This is a genomic window from Hoeflea sp., from assembly GCF_984452065.1.
This window is the reverse complement of the sequence record NZ_CFHWAF010000053.1, coordinates 5936-28773: the sequence shown is the minus strand read 5'-3', so window position 1 is coordinate 28773 and position 22838 is coordinate 5936. Positions and strand designations below refer to the sequence as shown.

Genomic DNA, 22838 nt, shown 5'->3' with positions numbered 1-22838 from the left:
TTCTGCGATGAAAAACCTACAGCAAAACGTCAAAATCACTGTGCAGAGACACTAGGCGTCTGTATCGAATGACGCCTTCAGCAAAAAGGATACGTACGGCGGTTTTTGACATTGTAGGGGTCACTGGTTCAATCCCAGTACCGCCCACCATCGATTTCCAGCAAACTGAACTGAATTCCGGCTGCTCTGCGCAGTAACCGGGTATGTCATTATTGCCGCAGTCGGGGTCTATTGCCCTCCTGCGGCGCTTTTTTCAAGCCATTACGCACAGCAGGAATTGACTTGGCTGTGCTATACTCCAAATCGAATCATGTTGCCCTTGACGAACCGTCGACATGTGGGTGGGCAAGTGAATTCAACGGTTCCCTGGTCAGGCAAAAATGCCCCGGCGCCGCGTGCGTTGGACTGCACTGTGTTTTGAACACGAGTTGATTCGAAAAATGCGATGACAGGCACCAATTAATAGAAAGACCAGGGCGACAACTTAGGGAGACGACAAAGGCACTAGGAAAGGACGAGGATCATGGACGTGTTTTCTCTGCATTCCGAGGTTTATGACAGAACCAAGGTGGAAGAGATGACTTTGCAGGACTATTTGCTGGCCTGCCGCGACGACCCGGCGATGTGCGCGAGCGCAGCCGAAAGAATGATCACAGCAATCGGCGAACCCGAACTGATCGACACCAGTCAGGATCAACGACTGAGCCGTTTGTTTCTCAACCGGACCATAAAACGATATCCCGCCTTTGCCGAACTCTACGGCATGGAAGAGACGATCGAGCGCATCGTCGGCTTCTTCCGTCATGCATCGCAAGGCCTCGAGGAACGCAAACAGATCCTCTACCTGCTCGGCCCGGTCGGCGGCGGCAAATCGACCGTCGCGGAGATCCTCAAGCGGCTGATGGAGCACGAGCCCATCTACGTGCTCAAAGCCGGCGATGAGATCAGCCCGGTCTTCGAATCGCCCATGGGCCTGTTCAGTCCCGACCGGATGAGCGATCTGCTCGAAGAAAAATACAACATACCGCGACGCCTTCTCACCGGCCTGATATCGCCCTGGGCGGTCAAGCGGCTCGATGAATATGACGGCGACATCTCGAAATTCTCCATCGTCAAGCTCTACCCGTCAAAACTGCGGCAGATCGGCGTCGCCAAGACCGAGCCGGGCGACGAGAACAACCAGGACGTCTCCTCCCTTGTCGGCAAGCTCGATATCCGCAAGCTGGAACATCTGAGCCAGAACGATCCGGACGCCTACAGCTACTCCGGCGGCCTCAACCGCACCACGCAGGGCCTGTTGGAATTCGTCGAGATGTTCAAGGCCCCGATCAAGGTGCTGCATCCGTTGCTGACGGCCACGCAGGAAGGCTCCTATGTCGGCACGGAAAACATCGGCGCGTTCCCCTATCACGGCATCATCGTCGCCCACTCCAACGAGGCCGAGTGGCAGCAGTTCCGCAACAACAAGAACAACGAAGCCTTCCTGGACCGCATATCGGTGGTCAAGGTGCCCTATTGCCTGAGCGCCACCGAGGAAGCGTCGATCTACAAGAAACTGCTCGGCGGCAGCGCCCTGCGGGACGCCAAATGCGCGCCGGAGACGCTCGACATCATGGCGCGGTTCAGCGTCTTGACACGCTTGCACGATCACGAGAACTCGACCCTGCATTCCAAGCTGCGCATCTATGATGGCGAGACGCTGAAGGACACCGATCCCAACGCGAAATCGCTGCAGGAATATCGCGATGTCGCCGGTGTGGACGAGGGCATGACGGGCACATCGACCCGCTTTGCCTTCAAGGTGCTGTCCGAGACCTTCAATCACGATACCGAAGAGATCGCCGCCGACCCGGTCCACCTGATGTACGTGCTCGAGCAGGCGATCAAGCGCGAGCAGTTCAGCGACGAGATCGAGGGCCGCTACCTGGAATTCCTCAAGGCCGACCTGATGCCGCGCTACGCCGAGTTCATCGGCCACGAGATCCAGAAGGCCTATCTGGAATCCTATTCCGACTACGGCCAGAACCTCTTCGACCGCTACATCGCCTACGCGGATGCCTGGATCGAGGAACATGACTACAAGGATCCGGACACCGGACAGATGTTCGACCGCGAGATCCTCGATCAGGAACTGGCGAAGATCGAAAAGCCGGCCGGCATCACCAATCCGAAGGACTTCCGCAACGAGGTGGTGAAATTCGTGCTACGCGCCCGGGCCGAGAACCAGGGCAAGAACCCCGACTGGCGCAAATACAAGAAGCTGCGCCGCGTCATCGAGAAGCGCATGTTCGGCCAGGTCGAGGACCTGCTGCCGGTCATCAGTTTCGGTGCCAAGCGCGACAAGGAAGCCGACGCCAAACACCATGAATTTGTCGAGCGCATGATCGAGCGCGGCTACACCAGGCGGCAGGTTCGACGGCTGGTCGAGTGGTACATGCGGGTCAACAAGGCGGGCTAGCCACATGGGACATTTTGTCGACCGGCGCCTGAACCCGAAGGACAAGAGCCTAGGCAACAGGCGGCGGTTTTTGAAGCGCGTGCGCAACCATGTCAAGAAAGCCGTCGACGAGGCGGTGCGCACCCGCGAAATCGCCGATGCCGACCGCGGCGAGCAGGTTGTCGTGCCGGCCGACAGCATTGCCGAACCGAATTTCCGCCATTCGCGCAAGGCCGGCAGCAGGGACTACGTGTCCAGCGGCAACAAGTCCTTCCAGGCCGGTGACAAGATCAAGAAACCGCCCGCCGGCGGGGCCGGGGAAAGCGGCAAACAGGGGTCCGACAGCGGCGAAGGCGAGGACGAGTTCCTGTTTGTCCTGTCGCGCGACGAGTTCCTCGATATCTTCTTCGAGGACATGGAACTGCCCAACCTCGTCAAACGCGGCCTCAAGCAGATCGAGGTGACCAGACCGCACCGCGCCGGCTTCTCGGTCACAGGCTCGCCCTCAAACATCAATGTCGAGCGCACCATGCGCAACGCCCTCGGCCGCCGCCTCGCCCTCAAGCGTCCGAAGGGCGAGGAAATCAAGGCGCTGCGCGAGGAGATATTCCGGCTCGAGAAGGTGTCGCGTCCGACCAAGAAGCAGCGCGGAGAACTGTCGGGGCTGCACGATCTGCTCGAGGACCTGCTGCGGCGGCAGAAGGTCATTTCCTATATCGATCCGCTGGACGTGCGCTACAACTATTTCGAACAGCGTCCCGAGCCGCGCGAACGCGCCGTCATGTTCTGCCTTATGGATGTATCGGCCTCCATGGGTGAACGCGAAAAGGACCTCGCCAAGCGGTTCTTCGTCCTGCTCCACCTGTTCTTGAGCAGGCGCTACAAATCCATCGACCTTGTCTTCGTGCGCCACACACATAATGCCCAGGAAGTGGATGAGGAGACGTTTTTCTACGCCCGCGAAACCGGCGGCACTGTGGTCAGCACGGCGCTGGTCGAGGCGCGGCGGCTGATCGAGGAACGCTATCCGCCGTCCGAGTGGAACATCTATATCGCCCAGGCCTCCGACGGCGAGAACTATTCGGGCGACTCGAAAAAATGCGTCGAGATCCTCAACGAGGATCTGATGCGCAACTGCCAGTATTTTGCCTATGTCGAAATCGTCGAGGAGGCCGAGGCCGAATTCCTCAACAGCGAGGAGAACGGCATCGAGTTGTGGCGCGAATATCGCCGCGTCGCCGGCCGATGGCCGAACTTCGCCATGAAACGCATTGCCCGGCCGGCCGATATCTACCCGGTTTTCCGGGAGCTTTTTGCCAAGAAACCGGTGGACGCCAATGGCAGCTAGAACGGCCCGCAGGAAGAAGCCGCTTTTTGACGGCGCGGATTGGACATTCGACACGCTGCGCCGGACCTATGACGCGATCGAACAGATCGCGCGCAGGGATTTGAAACTCGACACCTATACCAACCAGATCGAGATCATCTCCTCCGAACAGATGCTCGACGCCTATTCCTCGATCGGCATGCCGCTGATGTACCGGCACTGGTCCTTCGGCAAGCAATTTGTCAGCAACGAGGTCCACTACCGCAAGGGCGCGATGGGTCTTGCCTATGAAATCGTCATCAACTCGGACCCCTGCATCAGCTATTGCATGGAAGAAAACACCATGGCCATGCAGACGCTGGTCATGGCGCATGCCGCATTCGGGCACAATCATTTCTTCAAGAACAACCACCTGTTCCAGCAATGGACGGATGCGGCCGGTATTCTCGATTATCTGGAATATGCCCGCGGCTTCATCGGCCGGTGCGAGGAGCGGCACGGCGTCGCCGAAGTCGAGCGTATAATCGACGCCGCCCACGCATTGATGCCGCACGGCGTTTTCCGCTACCGCAGGCCACGCCAGCCGTCGCTGCGCGAAGAGCGGGAGCGCCGCAAGGAAAGGCGCGAACACGAAGAGCGCACCGTCAGCTATCTTTGGAACACCGCACCGGGCTCCGGCAATGCGGGCGGCGCCGACGCCGATATCCGCGAGCGCAAGCGCGAACTCCATCTGCCGGAAGAAAACCTGCTCCATTTCCTCGAGCACTACAGCCCGGTCTTGAAACCCTGGCAGCGTGAGGTGCTGCGCATCGTCCGCAATATCGGGCAATATTTTTACCCGCAGAAGCAGACAAAGCTGATGAATGAGGGCTGCGCGACCTTCGTCCATTTCCACATCGTCAACGCGCTGCACAATAAGGGATTGCTGACCGACGGGGCTTTGCTGGAGATCCTGCACAGCCACACCAACGTCCTGTTCCAGCCCGATTTCGACGACCCGCGCTTCAGCGGGATCAATCCCTATGCGCTCGGCTTTGCCATGATGCGCGACATCAAGCGCATCTGCGAGGAACCGGCGCAGGAAGATCACGAATGGTTCCCCGACATTGCCGGAGCCAAGGACTGGAAGAACGTTTTGAAGGAAGCCTGGGCCAACTATCGCGACGAATCCTTCATCCAGCAGTTTTTGAGCCCGACCGTCATCCGCCAGTTCCGCATGTTCGCGATCACCGACAAGGCCGACGATCCGTTTTATACGGTGACCGGCATTCACGACGAACGCGGCTTCCGCAAGGTACGCGAGGTCTTCGCCCAGAACCACGATCTTTCGACACTGGAGCCCTATATCCAGGTCGTCGATGTCGACCTTCTGGGCGACCGGCAATTGAAACTCCAGCACACCAGACGCAACGGCGTACCGCTCGACGAGGACCAGAAGATTGCAACGATCGAGCACCTGGAACGCCTGTGGGGTTTCGAGGTCAAGCTGGAGGAAGTGGCAGGCTGATCAGCCGCATGCCGGCACGAACCGTTCAAAAAACGGACCCTGATAGAACAACTGATCGAGGCCGAATGTGAAAACCGCCGCGCCAAAGAGGCTGTGCTCGAGCCAAACGGCGACCAGCGAGCGGGTCCGGTAGTAGGTGAGATAAAATGAAATGCCGGCAAAAAACGCCAGGAGCACCGACAACCACGAACCGAAAATGATGTGCACCCAGCCGAACAGCGCGGCCGATGTCAACACGGCCGGAAGCAGCCTCCATCCGAGCGCATCGAAACGAAACCGCGCATAACTGCGAAACGCGATCTCCTGCGGGATAACCGATGCGACGGAATATCCGGCGATAATGCCAAGCAACAGCAAGGGCCTGCTGGAGGCAAAACAAAGGAAGCGGCCCGGATAAAGCAGGAGCACAAAGGCGGCGACGATGACCCATGCAATGGCTGCACGAAGCAGAATGCCCGGCAGGGCTTTGCGGCAAGCGGCCCAGTTGAAGCTTAGATAGGTCGCCGCATGACCACTGCGCACAAGCCGCCACACGCAATAGCCGGCGAGAACATAAAGCGCCAGAAACCGGGCTTGCTGCATCGGCAACGCCAATAGCAGCAAAGGCGCAACGAGAAGAACGGCCGCCTCAATCGTGACGGACAGGCCCCGCCCGGTTCGCATGTGGGAACGAGCTTTCCGTCAGCCGTCCTTCTTTCCGGCACCGAACTCCTGCTCAAGCCGCTCTTCCAGCTTGACCAGATCCTCGGGCAGAGGCTGGCCGGTGGCGCGCAGCCGGTTGAGTTCCAGACGGATCTGCTCCAGCAACTCGGCCGCGTCCTCCGGCTGGTTTTCCATCTCGACAAAAAGCATATTGATCCGCGTGATCAGATCTTCAAAAGCCATCGGGCGGCACCCTCGTTGTTCGGTTGATCGAGTGATAGCACAGAACCATCGGAAGTTGTTTGACCCGGATCAATGCGGCTATGCGGGTAAAGGCCCCGCACGATCCTTATCGGCGGGGCCTTTTGGAAACGGAAACGCGCCGTTCCTATTTCTTGGTGATGCGGTCTGTGACCTCGGGCTTATAGGACCCTCCTGCAGCCAGATAGTCAGCCACCACGACTTCAAGGCCCGGTCCGTAATCATAGGCGTTCATCGCATCGGTCTTGAACATCTTGTAACCGTCGCCGCCATTGCGGACATAGTTGTTGGTCGCCACGCCATAGACCTTGCTCGGGTCGATCGGCTCATAACCGCCGTCACCCGCGACCATCACATTGACGATCCGTTTGCCGGGTTCGGCCGCCGGGTCCCAGGTGAACTTCATGCCCGCGACCTGCGGGAAGCGCCCTGCCCCGTCCTCAACCTGGCTGACACCGTTTTCCAGCGCGTCAATGAGCCCCTGCCCCTTGATCTGGAAGGTCGAAAGCGTGTTCTGGAACGGCAGCACGGTCAGCACCTCGCCCATCGTAATCTCGCCCTTGTCGATCGAGGCGCGAAGCCCGCCGCCATTCTGGAAGGCGATCTGAATGCCCTGGTTCCTGACCCGGTCGAGCATGGCGTCGGTCACCAGATTGCCCATCGAGCATTCCTCGGCGCGGCACACCGCACGGTCGCCGACAATCACATCGTCGGCCTGCGCCACGACCTTGGCCTTCAGGCTCTCGATCGGCCCGCCGAGATCCTTGACCCGGGCAAGGATCGCCGCATCCGGTTCGACGGACGAATCGAGCAGGATCGTATCACCGGTCGCCGCGGTGACATTGCCGGCGTCATCGAAGGTCAGTTTCAAGTCGCCGACATATTTCGAATAGGCATAGGCCTGGACGATGGGCACATCCTTGCCGTCCGGGCCCTTGATCATGGTCGGATAGGACGGCGCGCCCTCGACGCTGTTGGAAAGCAGCGTGTGGGAATGCCCGCCGACAATCGCATCGAGGCCGGGCACGGCGGCGGCGATTTCCTTGTCGCGGTTGAGCCCGACATGGGTGAGCGCAATGATCTTGTTGATGCCCCCGGCCTCGAGTTCGGCAACCTTCTTCTTCAGATGCTCGATCTCGTCCTCGAACGTGACGTTCGGGCCTGGAGACGATGTCTCGTCCGTATCCGTCGCGAGAACCGAGACGATGCCGATTTTCTCGCCGCCAACATCAAGCACCGTGTGCTCGGGCACGCGGCCGTTGAGCAGGCCGTTTTCCGAAACATCGGTATTGCCCGATATGACGGGCAGCTTGGCATTGTCGAGGAAATTGGAGAGCCCTTCCGGTCCGTCGTCGAACTCGTGGTTGCCGACGGCCATGGCGTCAAAGCCGATCGTATTCATGAACTCGGCGGCGGCTTCGCCCTTATAGGTCGTATAAAAGAGCGAACCCTGGAACTGATCGCCCGCGTCGAGCACGATGACATTGCCGCCTGCGGCCTTCACCGCGTCGCGCAGCTCGTTGATCTTGGTTGCAACGCGGGCGACGCCGCCGAAGCATTTGCCTTCCGTTTCGTCTTCAGCCTTGCAGGTGGAATCATATTTGTTGATCGATTCGATGCGGCTGTGCAGGTCGTTGATATGGATGACGTTCAGCGTGTAGTCGGCAAGCGCCGGTCCGGCCGCAAGGGCAAGGACCGAGCTGGCGAACAAGAGCCGGGAGAGTTTCATTGTGGGGGCCTCCGTATTTTTTGATCTTTATGCCGGAATGCTAACCGAGCCCATTCCCGAACGCCAGTTTGAAGTTATGATGCTTTTGTAATCATCGCCTGCTCGAAACCGTCGGCGTCAAAAAACCGGCTCAATGGGATTGTTATTGGAACAAAAAAAGAACATAATTGCGTGCAAGTCAGAAAAGCGCCCGTTTGGCGAGCACAGACAATGGCATCAATTGCGAGATTTGACAGGACACCTGGAACCTTGAGAGCTGCAGACGAAGCATATCCGCGCATAATACCTTTATGGGTGCCCGCAATATGCTTTTTGGCTGTCTCTTTTTTGGCGTACTGGGAGAACAGCAAGATATTGTACGCTCTATATAGGTTCGAGCATGTAAATTATTATACCCCTCGTTTTTTAGAGATATATTTTTCCATATATATATCTACCGCTTTTTTTGTATTTATATCAATTATAACGCGTTCAAAATACTATAAATATGCATTCTTGAGTTCTTTTATTTTAAATATATTAAATTCAGCGATCATGTTCAGCGTATTTTTTGTAGAAAGTGCGGTGTGGCATTGGCATGAAAATGAGTTCAGGTTCACCCTGACTTTAATCTGTCTGATTTCAATGATCCCGCTGAATGCATTTTATCGATCGAGAACCGCAAAATTGCGGCGCACGAATTGAACTGAAATATGTTCAGGGTCGACCGACACACGGCAATCAAACCAACAAATGACGAGCGAAAACTAACGCCATGATCAATACAAATGCGCAACTGATTTGCGGGACGCATCGATGAAATCACAGGAGTCCAAACAGGCAATCGCGAGCAGACGAACCATATGGCTCCTATGCGCAACCCTCTTCTTTCTGTCGTGGGTTTCATATTGGTACAACTTTGACGTTCCGTTACTCTTATCAGGTGTTGATCGAGTCAGATATCCGGAAAGATACGAACTTCTGGAAAAAATTCTAGATATAAATTTTCTTATTAATATTACATTTTCAATCTCATTTATATTTCGAATAAATATATTTCATTATATTATATTTTTTATTTTTGTAATATTTAATCTGTTTTTTCTGATAATATCATTATTCGTCATTTTTATATACGAATCTTATATATTTTGGGATTTCAACAGCGAAAGAATTACTGCTAATTTTATAGTTTTGTTTATTTCTTTAATTATATTGGAAAAGCGGAAAATTTTCAAACAAGAGGAAAATAATACGTGAGTCTCAAAAAGATTAATAGTAAACTCTTTGATCGCTACATAAAGAAAATCATCAGTGAAACGATAGCCTCGCAGCTACCGGGCCGACAAAACGGGGGCGCTGCCGATGCCTATCGCCACATACTTCTGTCGGCGGAGCTCACCAGGCTTTTTGGGACGCAGATTGCTCTGCGCGCGCTGAACAAACATGAAAGCGAGAGAGATAATGGCGCCGACAACGGCCTCGATATGTGGAACAACGCGATCGGCATCAGGATCGGCAATTATGTCGGACAAAATGGCGGCGAATGGAAGGATGTCGTGCGGTTGTCTCGCGCTGTGATAGCGCACTCCTTCGACGGGCCAGGGTTCGACCAGATAAGCAACTGGAAGATCAGGTCGGCAGACGAAGGTATCCGCAAGGCCTACGATCTTTACGCCAGGCCGAGGCGCAACCGAGCGATGAGCTTCGAGAAGTTCACAAAGACATATAAGCTGAACAGAGAATATGCTTTCCGCGCAAACGACAAGACCATCCTGCTGGAAGACGGCAAGCTGGAGCTTTTCCCGGCTGCTGTGACCAGTCCGAAACACTGGGAAGTCAACCCGAAGGTTGAAATCGACGGTGCGGAAATCGAGCTCACAGTCGATGAAGCGCAATTTCCGACACGCGACTGGTTCACGGGAAAGGGATTCGTCTATGAGGACGGGAGTCGCGCCCCGACCCTGAATTTCGATCCGGAAACGTTTCCCGAGCCGCAGGATGACAAGCGAAGCGATTTCAAGTCCGCCAAACCAGACATCGCCGGCCTGAATCGGAAAAGGCCGCCGCTTCCCCTGAAACCGAACATGCACCGCCTGCTGTCCGGAGACCTCTCCGCGATCAGTTCGAAGGACAACCCGTTCTCAGCCAGGGAACTCCGCTTTCTGATGGGCGGCAAGGTACCGCGGGTCAAAGGCGCGACGCGCCTCCACGATATTGCACGACCACGGCCCGACCGGTTCGATCCCTGAGCAAATGACGGCAAATTGATCAAAAACGCGCCACTGCCCAATATTTTTGCACTGTATCATTGCGACTGAACAACGACGGGGTTCGTTGCCTCCAATAAATAGAACATCCTGAATTCATTTACAAAATGGCATATGCCACGCTCCATGGGCCAACCGGATTCCCGGTTTGGCACGGAGCTTGCAAAGTGATTGTCGTGCAGCGCCCCTAGGGTTCCGGTTCCGTCCTCAAGGCGGAATGCTGGTCCGAGAGGGGCAAGCCGGCGGAAGAGTTAGCCGGTGACACGGCGGGAAAAAAACCCGGGAGACAACTGCACAGGTTTGCGCGCGCAAACCCTCTCCCGGTGTGTGCGTCAGACCTCATTCTTGGCAAGCCGGCTCCAAAAGCCGGCGCAAATGCAGGAAAATGCAGGAAGGCGTACGATCATGTTCAGGAACACAATAAAGGTCCTTAGCCTTGCCGCGCTCCTCGCGGCACCCACCGTTTCGGCGCCCGTGCTGGCTGCTGAAAAGACCGATTTCAAGGTCTGCTGGTCGATCTATGTGGGCTGGATGCCGTGGGGATATCTCCAGGATTCCGGTATCATGAAGAAATGGGCCGACAAATACGGCATCGCCGTCGATATCGTGCAGATCAACGATTATGTGGAATCCATCAACCAGTACACCGCCGGCGAATATGACGGCTGCTCCATGACCAATATGGATGCCCTGTCCATTCCGGCCGGCGGCGGTGTCGACACCACGGCGCTCATCGTCGGCGACTATTCCAACGGCAATGACGGCGTTATCCTCAAGGACAAGACCGATCTCGCCGAGATCAAGGGGCAGAACGTCAATCTCGTCGAGCTTTCCGTCTCCCACTATCTTCTTGCCCGCGCGCTCGCCAGCGTCGGACTGAAGGAGCGGGACATCACCGTCGTCAACACGTCGGACGCCGACATGATCGCCGCCTATGCCACCGATGACGTCACGGCGGTGGTCACATGGAACCCGCTGCTGTCTGAGATCGATGCGCAGCCGGGCGCCAACAAGGTCTTCGACAGCGCATCCATCCCCGGCGAGATCATCGACATCATGATGGTCAACACGCAGACGCTGAACGACAATCCGGATTTCGGCAAGGCGTTGACCGGCGCTTGGTATGAGCTGATGGCGATCATGTCGTCCGACAGCGATGAGGGGAAGGCGGCGCGCACGGCGATGGCCGAGGCCTCCGGCACGGATCTTGCCGGCTATGACGCGCAGCTTGCCACCACCAAGATGTTTTACACGCCCGCCGAGGCGGTGGCGTTCGCCAGTTCGCCGGAACTCGCCAAGACCTCCAAATTCGTGGCGGAATTCCTGTTCGAGAACGGCGTTCTCGGCGAGGGCGCGCCAAGTCCGGAATTTGTCGGGGTTCTGTTCCCCGACGGCTCGATCTACGGCGACGAGGCGAATGTGAAGCTGCGCTTCGACACGACCTATATGGCCCTGGCCGCCAGCGGCGACCTCTAAGCCGGAAGGATGCGCTCGTCCGGCTGAACCGGGCGGGCGTTGAAGAGGCCACCCATGCGGATCATCAACCGAAAGCCGTCCCGCGCAACCGGCATCGCCCTGGCAATCGTGCCCTTCATCGCGACCGCGATCGCCTACGCCGTCGCCAGCCATTACCGGCGTCTGGACAATCCCGCCGACAAGCTGCTGCCGTCGCTCGAGCAGATGGGCAGCACCTTCTGGCGGATGGCTTTCGTCCCGGACAGGCGCAGCGGCGACCTGCTCCTGTGGTCCGACACGATTGACAGCCTGATGCGCCTCGGAACCGGGATCGGCCTCGCAACGACTCTGGCGCTCATCTTCGGCATCCTGATCGGCTTCATTCCCCATATCCGCGCCACCCTCGCGCCCTATATCGCCACCTTCTCGCTCATTCCGCCGATCACCATCCTGCCGATCCTGTTCATCACCTTCGGCCTTGGCGAACTCTCCAAGGTGATGCTGATCGTCGTCGGCACCGCCCCGGTCATGATCCGCGCGACGGCGCAGGCCGTGATGGATATACCGCGCGAATTGATCATCAAGGCGGAAACGCTGGGCGCCGGCGTCATGCAGATGGTCTCGCGCATTGTGCTGCCGCAAATCCTGCCGAGGCTGATCACGGCCATCCGGCTCGGGCTCGTGCCGGCATGGATCTTCCTGATTTCCGCAGAGGCCATCGCCTCGACCTCGGGCCTCGGTTACCGCATCTTCCTGGTGCGCCGTTATCTGGCGATGGATGTGATCCTGCCCTATGTGCTGTGGATCACGCTGCTTGCGTTCATCATCGACCGCCTGCTTCTGATGATCTCGAAACGCGCCTTTCCCTGGCATCACCTGGGGGGTGAAAGCCTGTGAGCGCGCCGCCCAAGATCGCCGTTCGGAACGTGTCGAAATACTATGATGGCGCACCGGTCCTGGAGCGCCTGAACCTCGACATCGAGGACGGCGCGTTCTGCACCGTGGTCGGTGCGTCCGGCTGCGGCAAGTCGACATTCCTGCGGATGCTTTTGTCCCAGGAACCGCCGACGCGCGGCACGATCGAAATCGACGGCAGCGACCTGCCGGACGAGCCGACGCCCGATCGCGGCATCGTCTTCCAGCGCTATTCGGTTTTCCCGCATTTGACCGTCGAGGACAATCTGATCCTTGGCCACGAATTCACCGCGTCCAGGCTTCTCGGCCGGACCTTCGGAACCGCCCGGAAAGAGGCCCGCGACGCCGCCCGCGACACACTTGAAAAGATCGGGCTCTCGTCAGCGCACCGCAAATATCCGGCGCAGCTTTCCGGCGGCATGCAGCAACGCCTCGCCATCGCGCAGGCGCTCGTCAAGCGCCCCAGGGTCCTGCTGCTCGACGAGCCTTTCGGCGCGCTGGACCCCGGCATCCGCGCGGATATGCACGATCTGCTTCTCGGCCTTTGGGAGGAGATGTCGATGACGGTATTCATGGTCACCCACGACATCCACGAGGCCTTCAAGCTGGGCACACGCCTCCTTGTCTTCGACAAGATCCGTCACGATCCGCAGGCGCCCGACGCCTACGGCGCCACCGTCACCTACGACCTGCCTCTGACGCGTTCCGGTCAAACACACCCTCCCGAAACCCTGGAGGAACTGAAACGCGCGGGCCACATGCATACACAGGAGTAAGGGCATGAAGGACATCTTTGCCAACGGTCTCATTCGTGAACGCCGGGTTTTCGGCTCGCGGTTTTCCGGACCGCCGCAAAAGCGGCATCATCCGGATTTCGACAAGCTGCAGTTGCGCGGCTGGAAGGCCGCCGAAAAGGAAGGAACGCTTCCCACCAAGGCCTGGGAAAAGGAAAAACAATGGGCCCTGCGCATGGGGCTCACCGGCTCGGACTGCCTGGAGGACAAGTCCATTCCGACCTTCGCGCGCGGCGAGCTGCCGCATTATGCCGGCATCAACACCTTCCTGAAGGCACCCTATATCGAGGACGTGACGAAGGTCGGCGCCTATGATGCGGCGGTGATCGGCATCCCCTTCGACGGCGGAACGACCTACCGTCCCGGCACCCGCTTCGGCCCCCAGGGCGTACGCAAGATATCGGCGCTCTACACGCCCTACAATTACGAAATGGGCGTCGATCTGCGCGAGGAGATGACCCTGTGCGATGTCGGCGATGTCTTCACCATTCCCGCCAATATCGAAAAGACCTTCGACCAGATCACCCGCGCGGTAAGCCACGTCGTTTCGTCCGGAGCGCTGCCGATTATGATTGGCGGCGACCACTCCATCGGCTTTCCCTGCGTGCGCGGCATTGCCGAATGCACCTCCAGGCGGATCGGCATCGTCCATTTCGATCGCCATATCGACATCCAGGAAAAGGATCTCGACGAGCGCATGCACACCACGCCCTGGTTCCACGCAACCGATCTGGTGAATGTCCCAGCCGTCAATCTCGTCCAGATCGGCATCGGCGGATGGCAGGTGCCGCGCGAGGGCGTCGAGATCGCCCGCAAGCGCAACACCAACATCTTCACCATGCGCGACGTCGAGGAACTGGGGCTCCCCGAGACCGCCGCCCGGGCGCTGGAACTTGCCTGGAAGGATGCGGACGCGGTCTATATCTCCTTCGACATCGACAGTGTCGATTGCGGCTTCGTGCCCGGCACCGGCTGGCCGGAACCGGGCGGTTTCCTGCCGCGCGAGGCGCTGGAACTGGTGTCGCTGGTCGCGGCAGAGGGCATTTGCGGCCTCGAGGTCGTCGAGGTGTCTCCGCCCTACGACACGTCGGACATCACCGCCCTGCTCGCGACCCGTGTGATCGTCGACGTGCTCGGCACGCTGGTCTCGCACGGCAGGATGGGCGCGCACCGGGCGATCATCGACAAGCCGGTCTCCATACCCGCCGGCCCGGATGTGGAGTGAACCGATGAGCCATCACCATCATCATACCCACGATCATCACCACGGCCCGGGTCACAATCATCATCACGCGGCGGATCATCTGCATTCCCATGTCAACGGCTCACACGGGCTCGAGCGGCAGGAAGAACTGCAGATGCTCGCCGCCAATTTCATCGACGGGTTTCGCGCGGCGGAGGACAAGACCTCCTATCTGCGCATCGCCGGCATAGACTTTCAAAGGCCGGGCGCCGACGGCCTCACCATGAACCTCGTCGATGCGTCCATTGCCTCCAACTGGCAGATCGGAACGGCCTCCCCGGCCTTCGCCTCGCGCGAACTCGTCTACATGCCGTTCCCGGGCAACATGGTCTCCCACCGGGAAAACATGACCTTCACCTATGTCTCGCTGACAAACAGGCTGGATATCGATCTGATCAGCCTGCTGGAAGACCGCCTCATCGAAAACGCAAAAGGATAGATCAATGGTTTACCGCATCATCGCATCGGCACTGCTGACGGGCGCCGCGACGCCCGCCCTCGCCCACCCGGGTTCACACGCTGAGATACCGCCATTCGAGCTGGTTGCACACCTTCTGTCGTCGCCGTTTCATGTACTCATGATGGTCGCGGCTGTCGCCGCTTGCGGGCTGGTCCTGATACGCCGCCGCACCGCCCGCCGCAATCGCACGCGCAGATAGGCCGTTGCGAGGCTCGGCAGCGGCCTTGGACTCTTTCATCGGCCGTTAGGCAATTGATCCGCGCCAAAACCCGGCGCGGGTAAAAAAATGCCGTCCCGCGGACCTTCGAAGAAAAGCATTTCTTCAATTGCGCCGCCCGTTCAAGGAAAATTCCCTGCAACAGGACAATTGCGCCTTCAGGGATACGATGACACACGGCAAGCGCAGACTTTCGACCTTTCCTGCCTTCTTCAATGTGGCAGGCAAAAAGGTCGCCATATTCGGCAATGGCGACGAAGCCTTTGCCAAAACCCGTCTGCTCGCCAATACGCGGGCGACTATTACGGTTTATGCCGACCGCCCCGAGGAGGCTTTCGCCGATTATCTGCGCAGGAATGCCGTGGCATTGGTCGCCAAAGCCTATGATCCCGCACATCTCGTCCATGCGACACTGGTGTTTGCCGCGACGGGCGAGCCGGAGCTTGATGCCCGCATCGTCAGCGATGCCCGGGCTGTCAAAATCCCGGCCAATGCGGTGGACCAGCCCGATTATTGCGACTTCCTGACGCCGGCGCTCGTCAACCGCGCACCGGTTGCCGTGGCCATCGGCACGGAAGGCGCCGGCCCGGTGCTCGCGCAGATGATCCGCGCGCGGGTCGATCAGATGCTGTCGCCGTCGCTCGGCGCCCTTGCCGGCCTGGCCGAGAGCTATCGCGGCGCCGTCGACAAGACCCTGCCGCGCGGCGCGACACGCCGCCAGTTCTGGCGGCGCTTCTTCTCCGGCCGCGTCCGCGACGATGTCGAATCAGGTGATCTGGCCGCCGCGCGCAAGAGGGCCGACACGCTCCTCCACCACACCGGCAAGGCCGAAGGCCATGTCTGGCTCGTCGGGGCCGGCCCCGGCGCCGAGGACCTTCTGACCCTGCGTGCCCAGCGTGTCCTCATGGAAGCCGACGTCATCCTCTATGACGCACTCGTGCCCGAAACCATTGTCGATATGGGCCGGCGCGATGCCGAGCGGATTTCGGTCGGCAAGCGCAAGGGCTGCCATTCCAAGTCGCAAGCAGAAATCAATACGCTGATTGTCGAACTCGCTGAAAACGGCAAGCGCGTGGTGCGCCTCAAATCCGGCGACCCGCTGGTTTACGGCCGGGCGGCTGAGGAAATGTCGGCGCTGCGCGATGCCGGCATTGCCTATGAAATCGTACCCGGCATCACCTCCGCCTTTGCCGCCGCAGCCGATTTCGAGCTGCCGCTGACATTGCGCGGTGTTTCATCGTCCCTGGTTTTCACCACCGGGCACGACCTGAAAGGCAAGGTTCTTCCCGACTGGGCCCGGCTTGCCGTATCCGGCGCGACGGTCGCCGTCTATATGGGCCGCACCGTCGCGGCATCGGTCGCCGAAAGGCTGATTGCCTCCGGTCTGGCCAGCGATACCGCCGTAGCGATTGTCGAAAACGCCAGCAGGTCCGACCGCACGCTCATGCACTGCACGCTGAAGGAACTGCCGGCCATCGAACGCCTGGACCGCCTGTCGGGGCCGGTCATGGTGATCATCGGCGATGCGGTCGCCGGCGCCAATTTCAACCATTCCACGCCATTGTCGGCGGCAACGAAACAAATCGCCGCTGCCTGACGGCGCAAGCAGGAGGATGTTTGTGATGAACAAGGTACTGACAGCCAATCGCCTCGCAGACGGCATCGCCGTGTGGCTCGGAGCCAATGGTCAATGGCTTGAGAACATCGACAACGCCTTGATCGCGCGCCATCAGGAAGCTGCCGATGCACTCTCGGACGCCGGAAAGTCCGCCTTCAACGACAATCTCGTCGTCGATGTCGACCTGATCGATGTCGAAGAGGTCGAAGGCGACATCTATCCCGTCCGCCTGCGCGAGCGTATCCGCGCCGCCGGCCCGACAATCCGCACGGATCTCGGCAAGCAGGCCGATTTCAAACCGGCGACCGCCGCCTGAAAAGAACCAGCCAGACAACACGGATCCGTTCCGCAGGAGTAGCCAATGTATCGCTATGATGAGTTCGACCACGGTTTTGTTCGCCAGCGCGTCGGACAATATCGCGACCAGGTCGAGCGCCGCCTTTCCGGCGAGATCGACGAGACGGCGTTCAAGCCGCTGCGCCTGATGAACGGCGTCTATCTGCAACTCCACGCCTATATGCTGCGCGTCGCCATTCCCTATGGCACCCTCAACAGCCGCCAGATGCGTCGGCTCGCGCGCATCGCCCGCGACTATGACAAGGGCTACGGCCACTTCACCACACGCCAGAACATTCAATACAACTGGCCGAAGCTTTCGGACACGCCCGCCATTCTGGATGAGTTGGCCGAGGTTGAGATGCACGCCATCCAGACCTCCGGCAACTGCATCCGGAACGTGTCCGCCGACCATTTTGCCGGCGCGGCGGCCGACGAGGTCGCGGACCCGCGTCCCTATGCGGAGATCCTGCGCCAGTGGTCGTCCAATCATCCGGAATATTCGTTCCTGCCGCGCAAGTTCAAGATCGCCGTCACCGGCGCGGAGCGCGACCGGGCGGCCATCCAGGTGCACGACATCGGCCTGCATCTGAAACGCAACGACGCGGGCGAACTGGGTTTTGCCGTCTATGTCGGCGGCGGCCAGGGTCGCACCCCGATGATCGCGAAGAAAATCCGCGACTTCCTGCCCGAAGCCGATCTGTTGTCCTACACGACCGCCATCATGCGGGTTTACAACCTCCATGGACGGCGCGACAATAAATACAAGGCCCGCATCAAGATCCTCGTGCACGAGACCGGCGAAGAAGAATTCACCCGCCAGGTCGAGGCCGAATGGGAAAAGCTCAAGATCACCGAGCTCAAGCTTCCGGCGGACGATCTCGCCGCGATCGCCAGCTACTTCGCGCCGCCCGAATTGCAGGACCGGCCCGAGGGCTGGGCGCAGATCGCCGGCGCCAAGAAGTCCGATGCGGGTTTTGCGGCCTGGGTACACCAGAACGTCACGCCGCACCGCCACCCCGATTACGGTGTCGTCACGATTTCGCTGAAACCCATCGGCGGCATTCCGGGCGATGCCAGCGACAGCCAGATGGAGATCGTTGCCGATCTCGCCGAAAAATTCGGCCATGACGAGATTCGCGTCTCGCACGAACAGAACCTTGTGCTGCCGCATGTCGCCCTGGCGGATCTCGAACATGTCTACCGGGCACTGCTGAAAGCCGGACTGGCAACGGCGAATGCCGGCCTCGTCACCGACATCATCGCCTGCCCGGGGCTCGATTACTGCGCCCTCGCCAATGCCCGTTCGATCCCGGTCGCGCAGGAGATTTCCGAACGCTTCGGCTCGCTTGAACGGCAGCAGGAGATCGGAGACCTGAAGATCAAGATTTCCGGCTGCATCAACGCCTGCGGCCACCACCATGTGGGCCATATCGGCATTCTCGGCGTCGAGAAGAAGGGCGCCGAGCTCTACCAGATCACGCTCGGCGGATCGGGCGACGAAAACACCTCCATCGGCCAGATCATCGGTCGCGGCTTCGAGCCGGAAAAGGTGACCGATGCGGTGGAAACCGTTGTCGAAACCTATCTCGGACTGCGCGAGAACCCGAAGGAGACCTTCCTCGAGGCCTACCGCCGCGTCGGCCCCGCGCCGTTCAAGGAAGCACTCTACGGCGAAACCTCCAAGGCGGCCTGACCCAAGGACAAGTTGATGAGCGAGACAAAACTCTGGAAAAAAGACGGCTTTGTCGCGGACGATCCCTGGCGGGTTGCCGAGGAAGGCGAAACCGCCGATGCGAACGCCAGGCTGCTTCTGCCGCTCGAACGCTATCTGGAACTGGACGACGAAGACCGCCGGCCGGAAAGCACCGGCGTGGTGATCGGGCCGGCCGACGACGTCGGCCTGCTTGAACCGCATCTGGGCCGGCTCGGGCTGATTGCCGTGACCTTTCCGGCCTTCAATGACGGGCGCGCCTATTCGCAGGCCTCGCTGCTGCGCGACCGCCTGAGCTTCGGCGGCGAACTGCGCGCCATCGGCGATGTGCTGATCGATCAGGTCCCGTTGATGCTGCGCTGTGGCATCGACAGTTTCACCGTCACCAACGAGACGGCCATCAAGCGCCTCACCGAGCGCCGCCTGCCGGGCATCGACAGCTACTATCAGCCCGCCGCCGTACCCTCGCGCTCCACGGGTTCCTACGCCTGGCGCAGCATCGGCGGCGCGTGAGCCACCGGACAGTCTCTTGTTGAAGACTCCCAAAGCCTGCCGCCGGACCACCGGCGGCTTTTTTATGCTTCCTTGCGAATTTCCACCTGATGCGGATAGGGGATTGAAATGCCGTCCTTGTCGAAGGCTTCCTTTTCGGCTCCGGCCTCATAGATCGGCACTATGAGCAAACAAATAACGTTCAGATCGGCTGTCATTGATCATGATGAGTCAGATTCCGTTAAGAATTCTCGCATAGATAGAAAACGGGCTGAAATGAATGGACCAATCCAATGATGCGCAAAACACTGATGGTGATTGCAACAGCGCTTTTTGTGGCAGGCTGCAATACAAGCTCTGACCATGCCGCAAAGGAACCTCGTTTTCGTATCGGCGAGGTCACCGTGACGCCTTCAGGCGATCCCGGCAGCGCACAGATGGCCCATGCCCTTGAGAGACGTTTGGATCTTGCGTCGAGACAATGCATGGCAAGAGTTCCGGCGGACCTGCCCACCTATGATCTAAAAGTCACTCTGACACACTACAATCACGTTCAGCCCGTTGGCTTTGCGTTTTTCGGTCGCAGCGGTGTTAGAGGTAGCGCCATATTCGTGGGGCAAAGCACATTCAGCGCATATCGCTTCAGACTGATCGATGACCCGGAGGAGAACTTCCTGAAAATCTTTTCACGGGACTTCGAAACCTTCTTTGGGCCAGAACTGACACGCGACAGACTGGCCTATGGGGTCACAGGCATGATCCTTCATCGTCTTTATCCCGAATGCCGCGGCCACGGCCCCGCCCCAACAAGTCGCAGGTACTCTCAAACCTCGGTTCGGCACGACAAGCACTATCAGCCGCTCACTGACGGACAGGCGGACAACACCGCCCCTCAACAGACGAACCCGGCACGTCCGCCAACAGTGCTTGTTCATTAACGCACTCAAAGATCAGCACTTTTCCGTCTTGATGAGCTTGCCGGCGCGAACTTCACGGTGACGCTTTCAAGCGGTAAGTCCCGAAGCATATTGGCGATGATCTGGCCGAAAAACCGTTCGGCGAGTGCAATTCCCCACAAAGGATAACAAAACACGAATATCTGTGACGATCGGTGGCCTCCCGCCACTGGCGGGAACGTTTGACACGGTGCGCCCATCCAAATAGGGTCTGCCCTGCGGTCAAGCCGCCTCCGGACCCGCGGGAAGGGTAGAACCCACTTGTAGCAGAAACCATATCTTTTTCAGCCTTTGTGCAGCCGAGTTGCGGGTCTTCGGTATCAGATGCACGGAGGATATCATGAAATCACTACCGAACCGGCCCGACATCGCTCACCTCAAGCGTCAGGCAAAAGAGCTGCTTGCGGATTTCAGGAACGGCGCGCCCGACGCCATGGCACGCATCGCCGAGGCCCTGCCGGCAGCCGCAGGCCGAAATCGCCGGACAGTCGCACGCCTTGACCTCAGGCTGCATGACACGCAGTCATGCATCGCCCGCGAATACGGCTTCTTGTCCTGGGCCGACTTGAAGACCTATGTCGACGTCCGCAGGGCCCAGGACACCGACCCGGACGCGCTTGCGACAGCCTTTTGCAGGCTTGTCTATGCCGGAGACATCGCCGGCGGCATGGACCGTCCCCAACCGAACGCGGCGGCACGGCTGCTTGCGGACCGGGCGGAGCTTAAGGAAGCGGTTGAAAAGAATCCGTGGATCGCCTGCGCGATCGGATCCGTCGCCCTTGTCCGACGCAAGACGGAGGCGGATCCCTCCTGGGTCAACCGGCCGGGCGGCCCGCTCAATCTGCCGCCGCTCGTTGCCACGACCCAGTCAAGCCTGCTGCGCGTGACGGATTACCGTGACCGGCTTCATCAGACGGTGGACCTGCTGCTTGTCGCCGGCGCCGATCCCAATCAGGCGGTCGGCAATCGATGGCCGCCGGCATCCGTCGAGGCGCCTTCGCGGGATCATATGCTTTCGGCGCTCTACGGCGCGGCCGGCGTGAACCACGATCCGGACCTGACATACCGATTGCTCGCCGCCGGCGCCGATCCGAACGACAAGGAGTCGCTCTACCATTCGCTGGACGCGCCGGCCTGCACACGCCTTCTGCTTGAAGCCGGCGCCGTCGTGACCGGAACGGGTGCGCTCTATCGCGCGCTGGACCGGGACGACCTTGAAACCCTCAGGCTGCTGTTGTCCCACGCGGCCGGCGCGGCAGAATTGAAGGAAGGCAAGCTGTTGTTCCGGGCCATCCGTCGGCGGCGCTCGGCGGCCCATATCGAAGCGCTGCTCGCGGCTGGCGTTGATCCTGCGGCAAGGACGCAGGACGGCATAAGCGCCTATACGCAGTCCATGCGATATGGCCTCCCCGATGTTGCCGAGGTCCTAGAGCGCGCAGGCGTTACGGATGGTCTTGGCGATGAGGAGCTCTTTGTCGCCGCATGCGCCAGCGGCGATGAGGATGCCGCAAGGCGCATACAGGCACGGCACCCGGATTTGCCGAAGATGCTCGGCGAAGCGCAGCTCAAACTGCTTCCGGAACTCGCCGAAGCGGGCTGCGACGGACCGGTCGCACTGATGGCCGATCTTGGCTGGCCGGTCGATGTTCGCGGCGGAGACTGGAATGCGAGCGCTCTGAACCACGCCGTCTTCCGAGGCAACGGACCGCTTGCGCGGCACCTGCTCGCGCACGGCGCATCCTGGACCGAGGAACATGGCTATGACGACAATGTGTGCGGCACTTTGAGCTGGGCCTCCATGAACCGGCCCGTCGAAGATGGCGACTGGGTGGCCTGCGCCGAAGCGCTTCTCGATTACGGGATGCCGGGCGCATTGCGCGATCCGGAAAATCCGGATCGCGTTGTGGTCGCCGGCGCGCGCAAGCGTTTTTCCGAAGACGTCACGACATTCCTGCTCGAGCACCAGGCCGTGGCTTCAACATAGCTGCGTATAGCCGGCTCAGTCGATTTGCTTGAGCACCGCCGCGGCCTTTTCAACGCTCACGCGGCGGATCTCGACATGATCGCGCAATGCCGAGAAGGCTTCGCTTGACATCAGCTGTTCGGCGAGATCGTCGGGTAGCGACAGAAGCACGTGATCACGCCGCCGGTCCGTGTCGATCCCGTCGACCCGGATCGTGCGTTCAACGATCATTCCGCCGGCAACGGTGTTGTTCGTGTCCGGATCGATCAGGATGAAGGCGCCGGTGTTGCGGTTGGTCTCATAGGCGTCGAACATCGCCGCCTCGTCGAAGTCGAGATGCACCGTGCCGATGGCGTTCAGCGGCAGGCTTTCCGCCTCGTCCCAAAGCCCGGTTTGAAGATCGAGCCGGGTTTTCGGCCGCACCTGTACCCTTTGGCGGCGGCTGGACGATTTCAGCCAGTACCGTTTGCCGGCGGCGACGGCATCGGCCGACAGGGCGACGAGCTTGGCCTCGAAGGCCTGT

Annotated in this window: 20 protein-coding genes and 1 riboswitch; of the genes, 16 read left to right on the top strand and 4 right to left on the bottom strand. The window is 59.5% G+C overall.

The annotated features are described in order from the left end of the window. The first annotated feature begins 523 nt into the window (after window positions 1-523). Genes AC5E6N_RS12080 through AC5E6N_RS12070 form a run of 3 tightly spaced genes read left to right on the top strand, consistent with a single transcriptional unit; the run spans window position 524 to window position 5271 of the window. Window positions 524-2458, top strand: a complete 1935-nt coding sequence (locus tag AC5E6N_RS12080; RefSeq protein WP_491748051.1) for a PrkA family serine protein kinase — start codon at window positions 524-526, stop codon at window positions 2456-2458. Window positions 2459-2462: 4 nt separating this feature from the next. Next, a complete protein-coding gene (locus tag AC5E6N_RS12075; RefSeq protein ID WP_491748050.1) occupies window positions 2463-3785 on the top strand; it encodes a YeaH/YhbH family protein in 1323 nt (440 codons plus the stop codon). Continuing rightward, a complete protein-coding gene (locus tag AC5E6N_RS12070) occupies window positions 3775-5271 on the top strand; it encodes a SpoVR family protein (protein ID WP_491748049.1) in 1497 nt (498 codons plus the stop codon). The genes AC5E6N_RS12075 and AC5E6N_RS12070 overlap by 11 nt, the downstream gene beginning before the upstream one ends. On the opposite strand, the gene AC5E6N_RS12065 is transcribed toward AC5E6N_RS12070, so the two are convergent. The 3 genes from AC5E6N_RS12065 to AC5E6N_RS12055 form a co-directional block, all read right to left on the bottom strand. Continuing rightward, window positions 5272-5934 (bottom strand): CPBP family intramembrane glutamic endopeptidase, encoded by a 663-nt coding sequence (locus AC5E6N_RS12065; RefSeq protein ID WP_491748048.1) that lies wholly within the window; start codon window positions 5932-5934, stop codon window positions 5272-5274. 18 nt (window positions 5935-5952) lie between these two features. Further along, on the bottom strand, window positions 5953-6156 hold the full coding sequence (locus tag AC5E6N_RS12060) for a hypothetical protein (RefSeq protein ID WP_491748047.1): 204 nt from the start codon (window positions 6154-6156) through the stop codon (window positions 5953-5955). A gap of 145 nt (window positions 6157-6301) precedes the next feature. After that, window positions 6302-7903: a bifunctional metallophosphatase/5'-nucleotidase gene (locus tag AC5E6N_RS12055; protein WP_491748046.1), complete on the bottom strand. Its 1602-nt coding sequence runs from the start codon at window positions 7901-7903 to the stop codon at window positions 6302-6304. 1235 nt (window positions 7904-9138) lie between these two features. On the opposite strand from AC5E6N_RS12055, the gene AC5E6N_RS12050 reads away from it, so the two are divergent. The 13 genes from AC5E6N_RS12050 (at window position 9139) to AC5E6N_RS11990 (ending at window position 22336) form a co-directional block, all read left to right on the top strand. Then, window positions 9139-10134 (top strand): hypothetical protein, encoded by a 996-nt coding sequence (locus AC5E6N_RS12050; RefSeq protein WP_491748045.1) that lies wholly within the window; start codon window positions 9139-9141, stop codon window positions 10132-10134. A gap of 194 nt (window positions 10135-10328) precedes the next feature. Beyond that, window positions 10329-10440: riboswitch (guanidine-I (ykkC/yxkD leader) on the top strand. Window positions 10441-10557: 117 nt separating this feature from the next. Beyond that, window positions 10558-11628 carry a putative urea ABC transporter substrate-binding protein gene (locus tag AC5E6N_RS12045; protein WP_491748044.1) on the top strand — a complete coding sequence of 357 codons (1071 nt, stop codon included), beginning with the start codon at window positions 10558-10560 and terminating at the stop codon, window positions 11626-11628. 54 nt (window positions 11629-11682) lie between these two features. After that, the gene (locus AC5E6N_RS12040) at window positions 11683-12504 is read left to right on the top strand and encodes an ABC transporter permease (protein WP_491748043.1); all 822 of its coding nucleotides are present in this window, start codon (window positions 11683-11685) and stop codon (window positions 12502-12504) included. Continuing rightward, a complete protein-coding gene (locus AC5E6N_RS12035) occupies window positions 12501-13298 on the top strand; it encodes an ABC transporter ATP-binding protein (protein ID WP_491748042.1) in 798 nt (265 codons plus the stop codon). The genes AC5E6N_RS12040 and AC5E6N_RS12035 overlap by 4 nt, the downstream gene beginning before the upstream one ends. A 4-nt stretch (window positions 13299-13302) precedes the next feature. Continuing rightward, window positions 13303-14541: an agmatinase family protein gene (locus AC5E6N_RS12030; RefSeq protein WP_491748041.1), complete on the top strand. Its 1239-nt coding sequence runs from the start codon at window positions 13303-13305 to the stop codon at window positions 14539-14541. A gap of 4 nt (window positions 14542-14545) precedes the next feature. After that, window positions 14546-14998: a hypothetical protein gene (locus tag AC5E6N_RS12025; RefSeq protein WP_491748040.1), complete on the top strand. Its 453-nt coding sequence runs from the start codon at window positions 14546-14548 to the stop codon at window positions 14996-14998. Window positions 14999-15002: 4 nt separating this feature from the next. After that, a complete protein-coding gene (locus tag AC5E6N_RS12020; RefSeq protein WP_491748039.1) occupies window positions 15003-15218 on the top strand; it encodes a hypothetical protein in 216 nt (71 codons plus the stop codon). Between the two features lie 187 nt (window positions 15219-15405). Continuing rightward, window positions 15406-16833: a siroheme synthase CysG gene (gene cysG, locus AC5E6N_RS12015; protein ID WP_491748038.1), complete on the top strand. Its 1428-nt coding sequence runs from the start codon at window positions 15406-15408 to the stop codon at window positions 16831-16833. Between the two features lie 22 nt (window positions 16834-16855). Then, window positions 16856-17170 carry a DUF2849 domain-containing protein gene (locus AC5E6N_RS12010; protein ID WP_491748037.1) on the top strand — a complete coding sequence of 105 codons (315 nt, stop codon included), beginning with the start codon at window positions 16856-16858 and terminating at the stop codon, window positions 17168-17170. Window positions 17171-17215: 45 nt separating this feature from the next. After that, on the top strand, window positions 17216-18886 hold the full coding sequence (locus AC5E6N_RS12005) for a nitrite/sulfite reductase (protein ID WP_491748036.1): 1671 nt from the start codon (window positions 17216-17218) through the stop codon (window positions 18884-18886). A gap of 15 nt (window positions 18887-18901) precedes the next feature. Next, complete coding sequence (locus AC5E6N_RS12000) at window positions 18902-19417, top strand: DUF934 domain-containing protein (RefSeq protein ID WP_491748035.1); 516 nt, start codon at window positions 18902-18904, stop codon at window positions 19415-19417. 272 nt (window positions 19418-19689) lie between these two features. Further along, the gene (locus tag AC5E6N_RS11995; RefSeq protein ID WP_491748034.1) at window positions 19690-20334 is read left to right on the top strand and encodes a hypothetical protein; all 645 of its coding nucleotides are present in this window, start codon (window positions 19690-19692) and stop codon (window positions 20332-20334) included. A 358-nt stretch (window positions 20335-20692) separates the two neighbouring features. Then, complete coding sequence (locus tag AC5E6N_RS11990) at window positions 20693-22336, top strand: ankyrin repeat domain-containing protein (protein ID WP_491748033.1); 1644 nt, start codon at window positions 20693-20695, stop codon at window positions 22334-22336. A 15-nt stretch (window positions 22337-22351) separates the two neighbouring features. Here the strand turns inward: AC5E6N_RS11990 and AC5E6N_RS11985 are convergent. After that, the coding region (locus AC5E6N_RS11985; protein WP_491748032.1) for an elongation factor 1-alpha C-terminal domain-related protein at window positions 22352-22838 on the bottom strand (487 nt) is incomplete at its 5' end.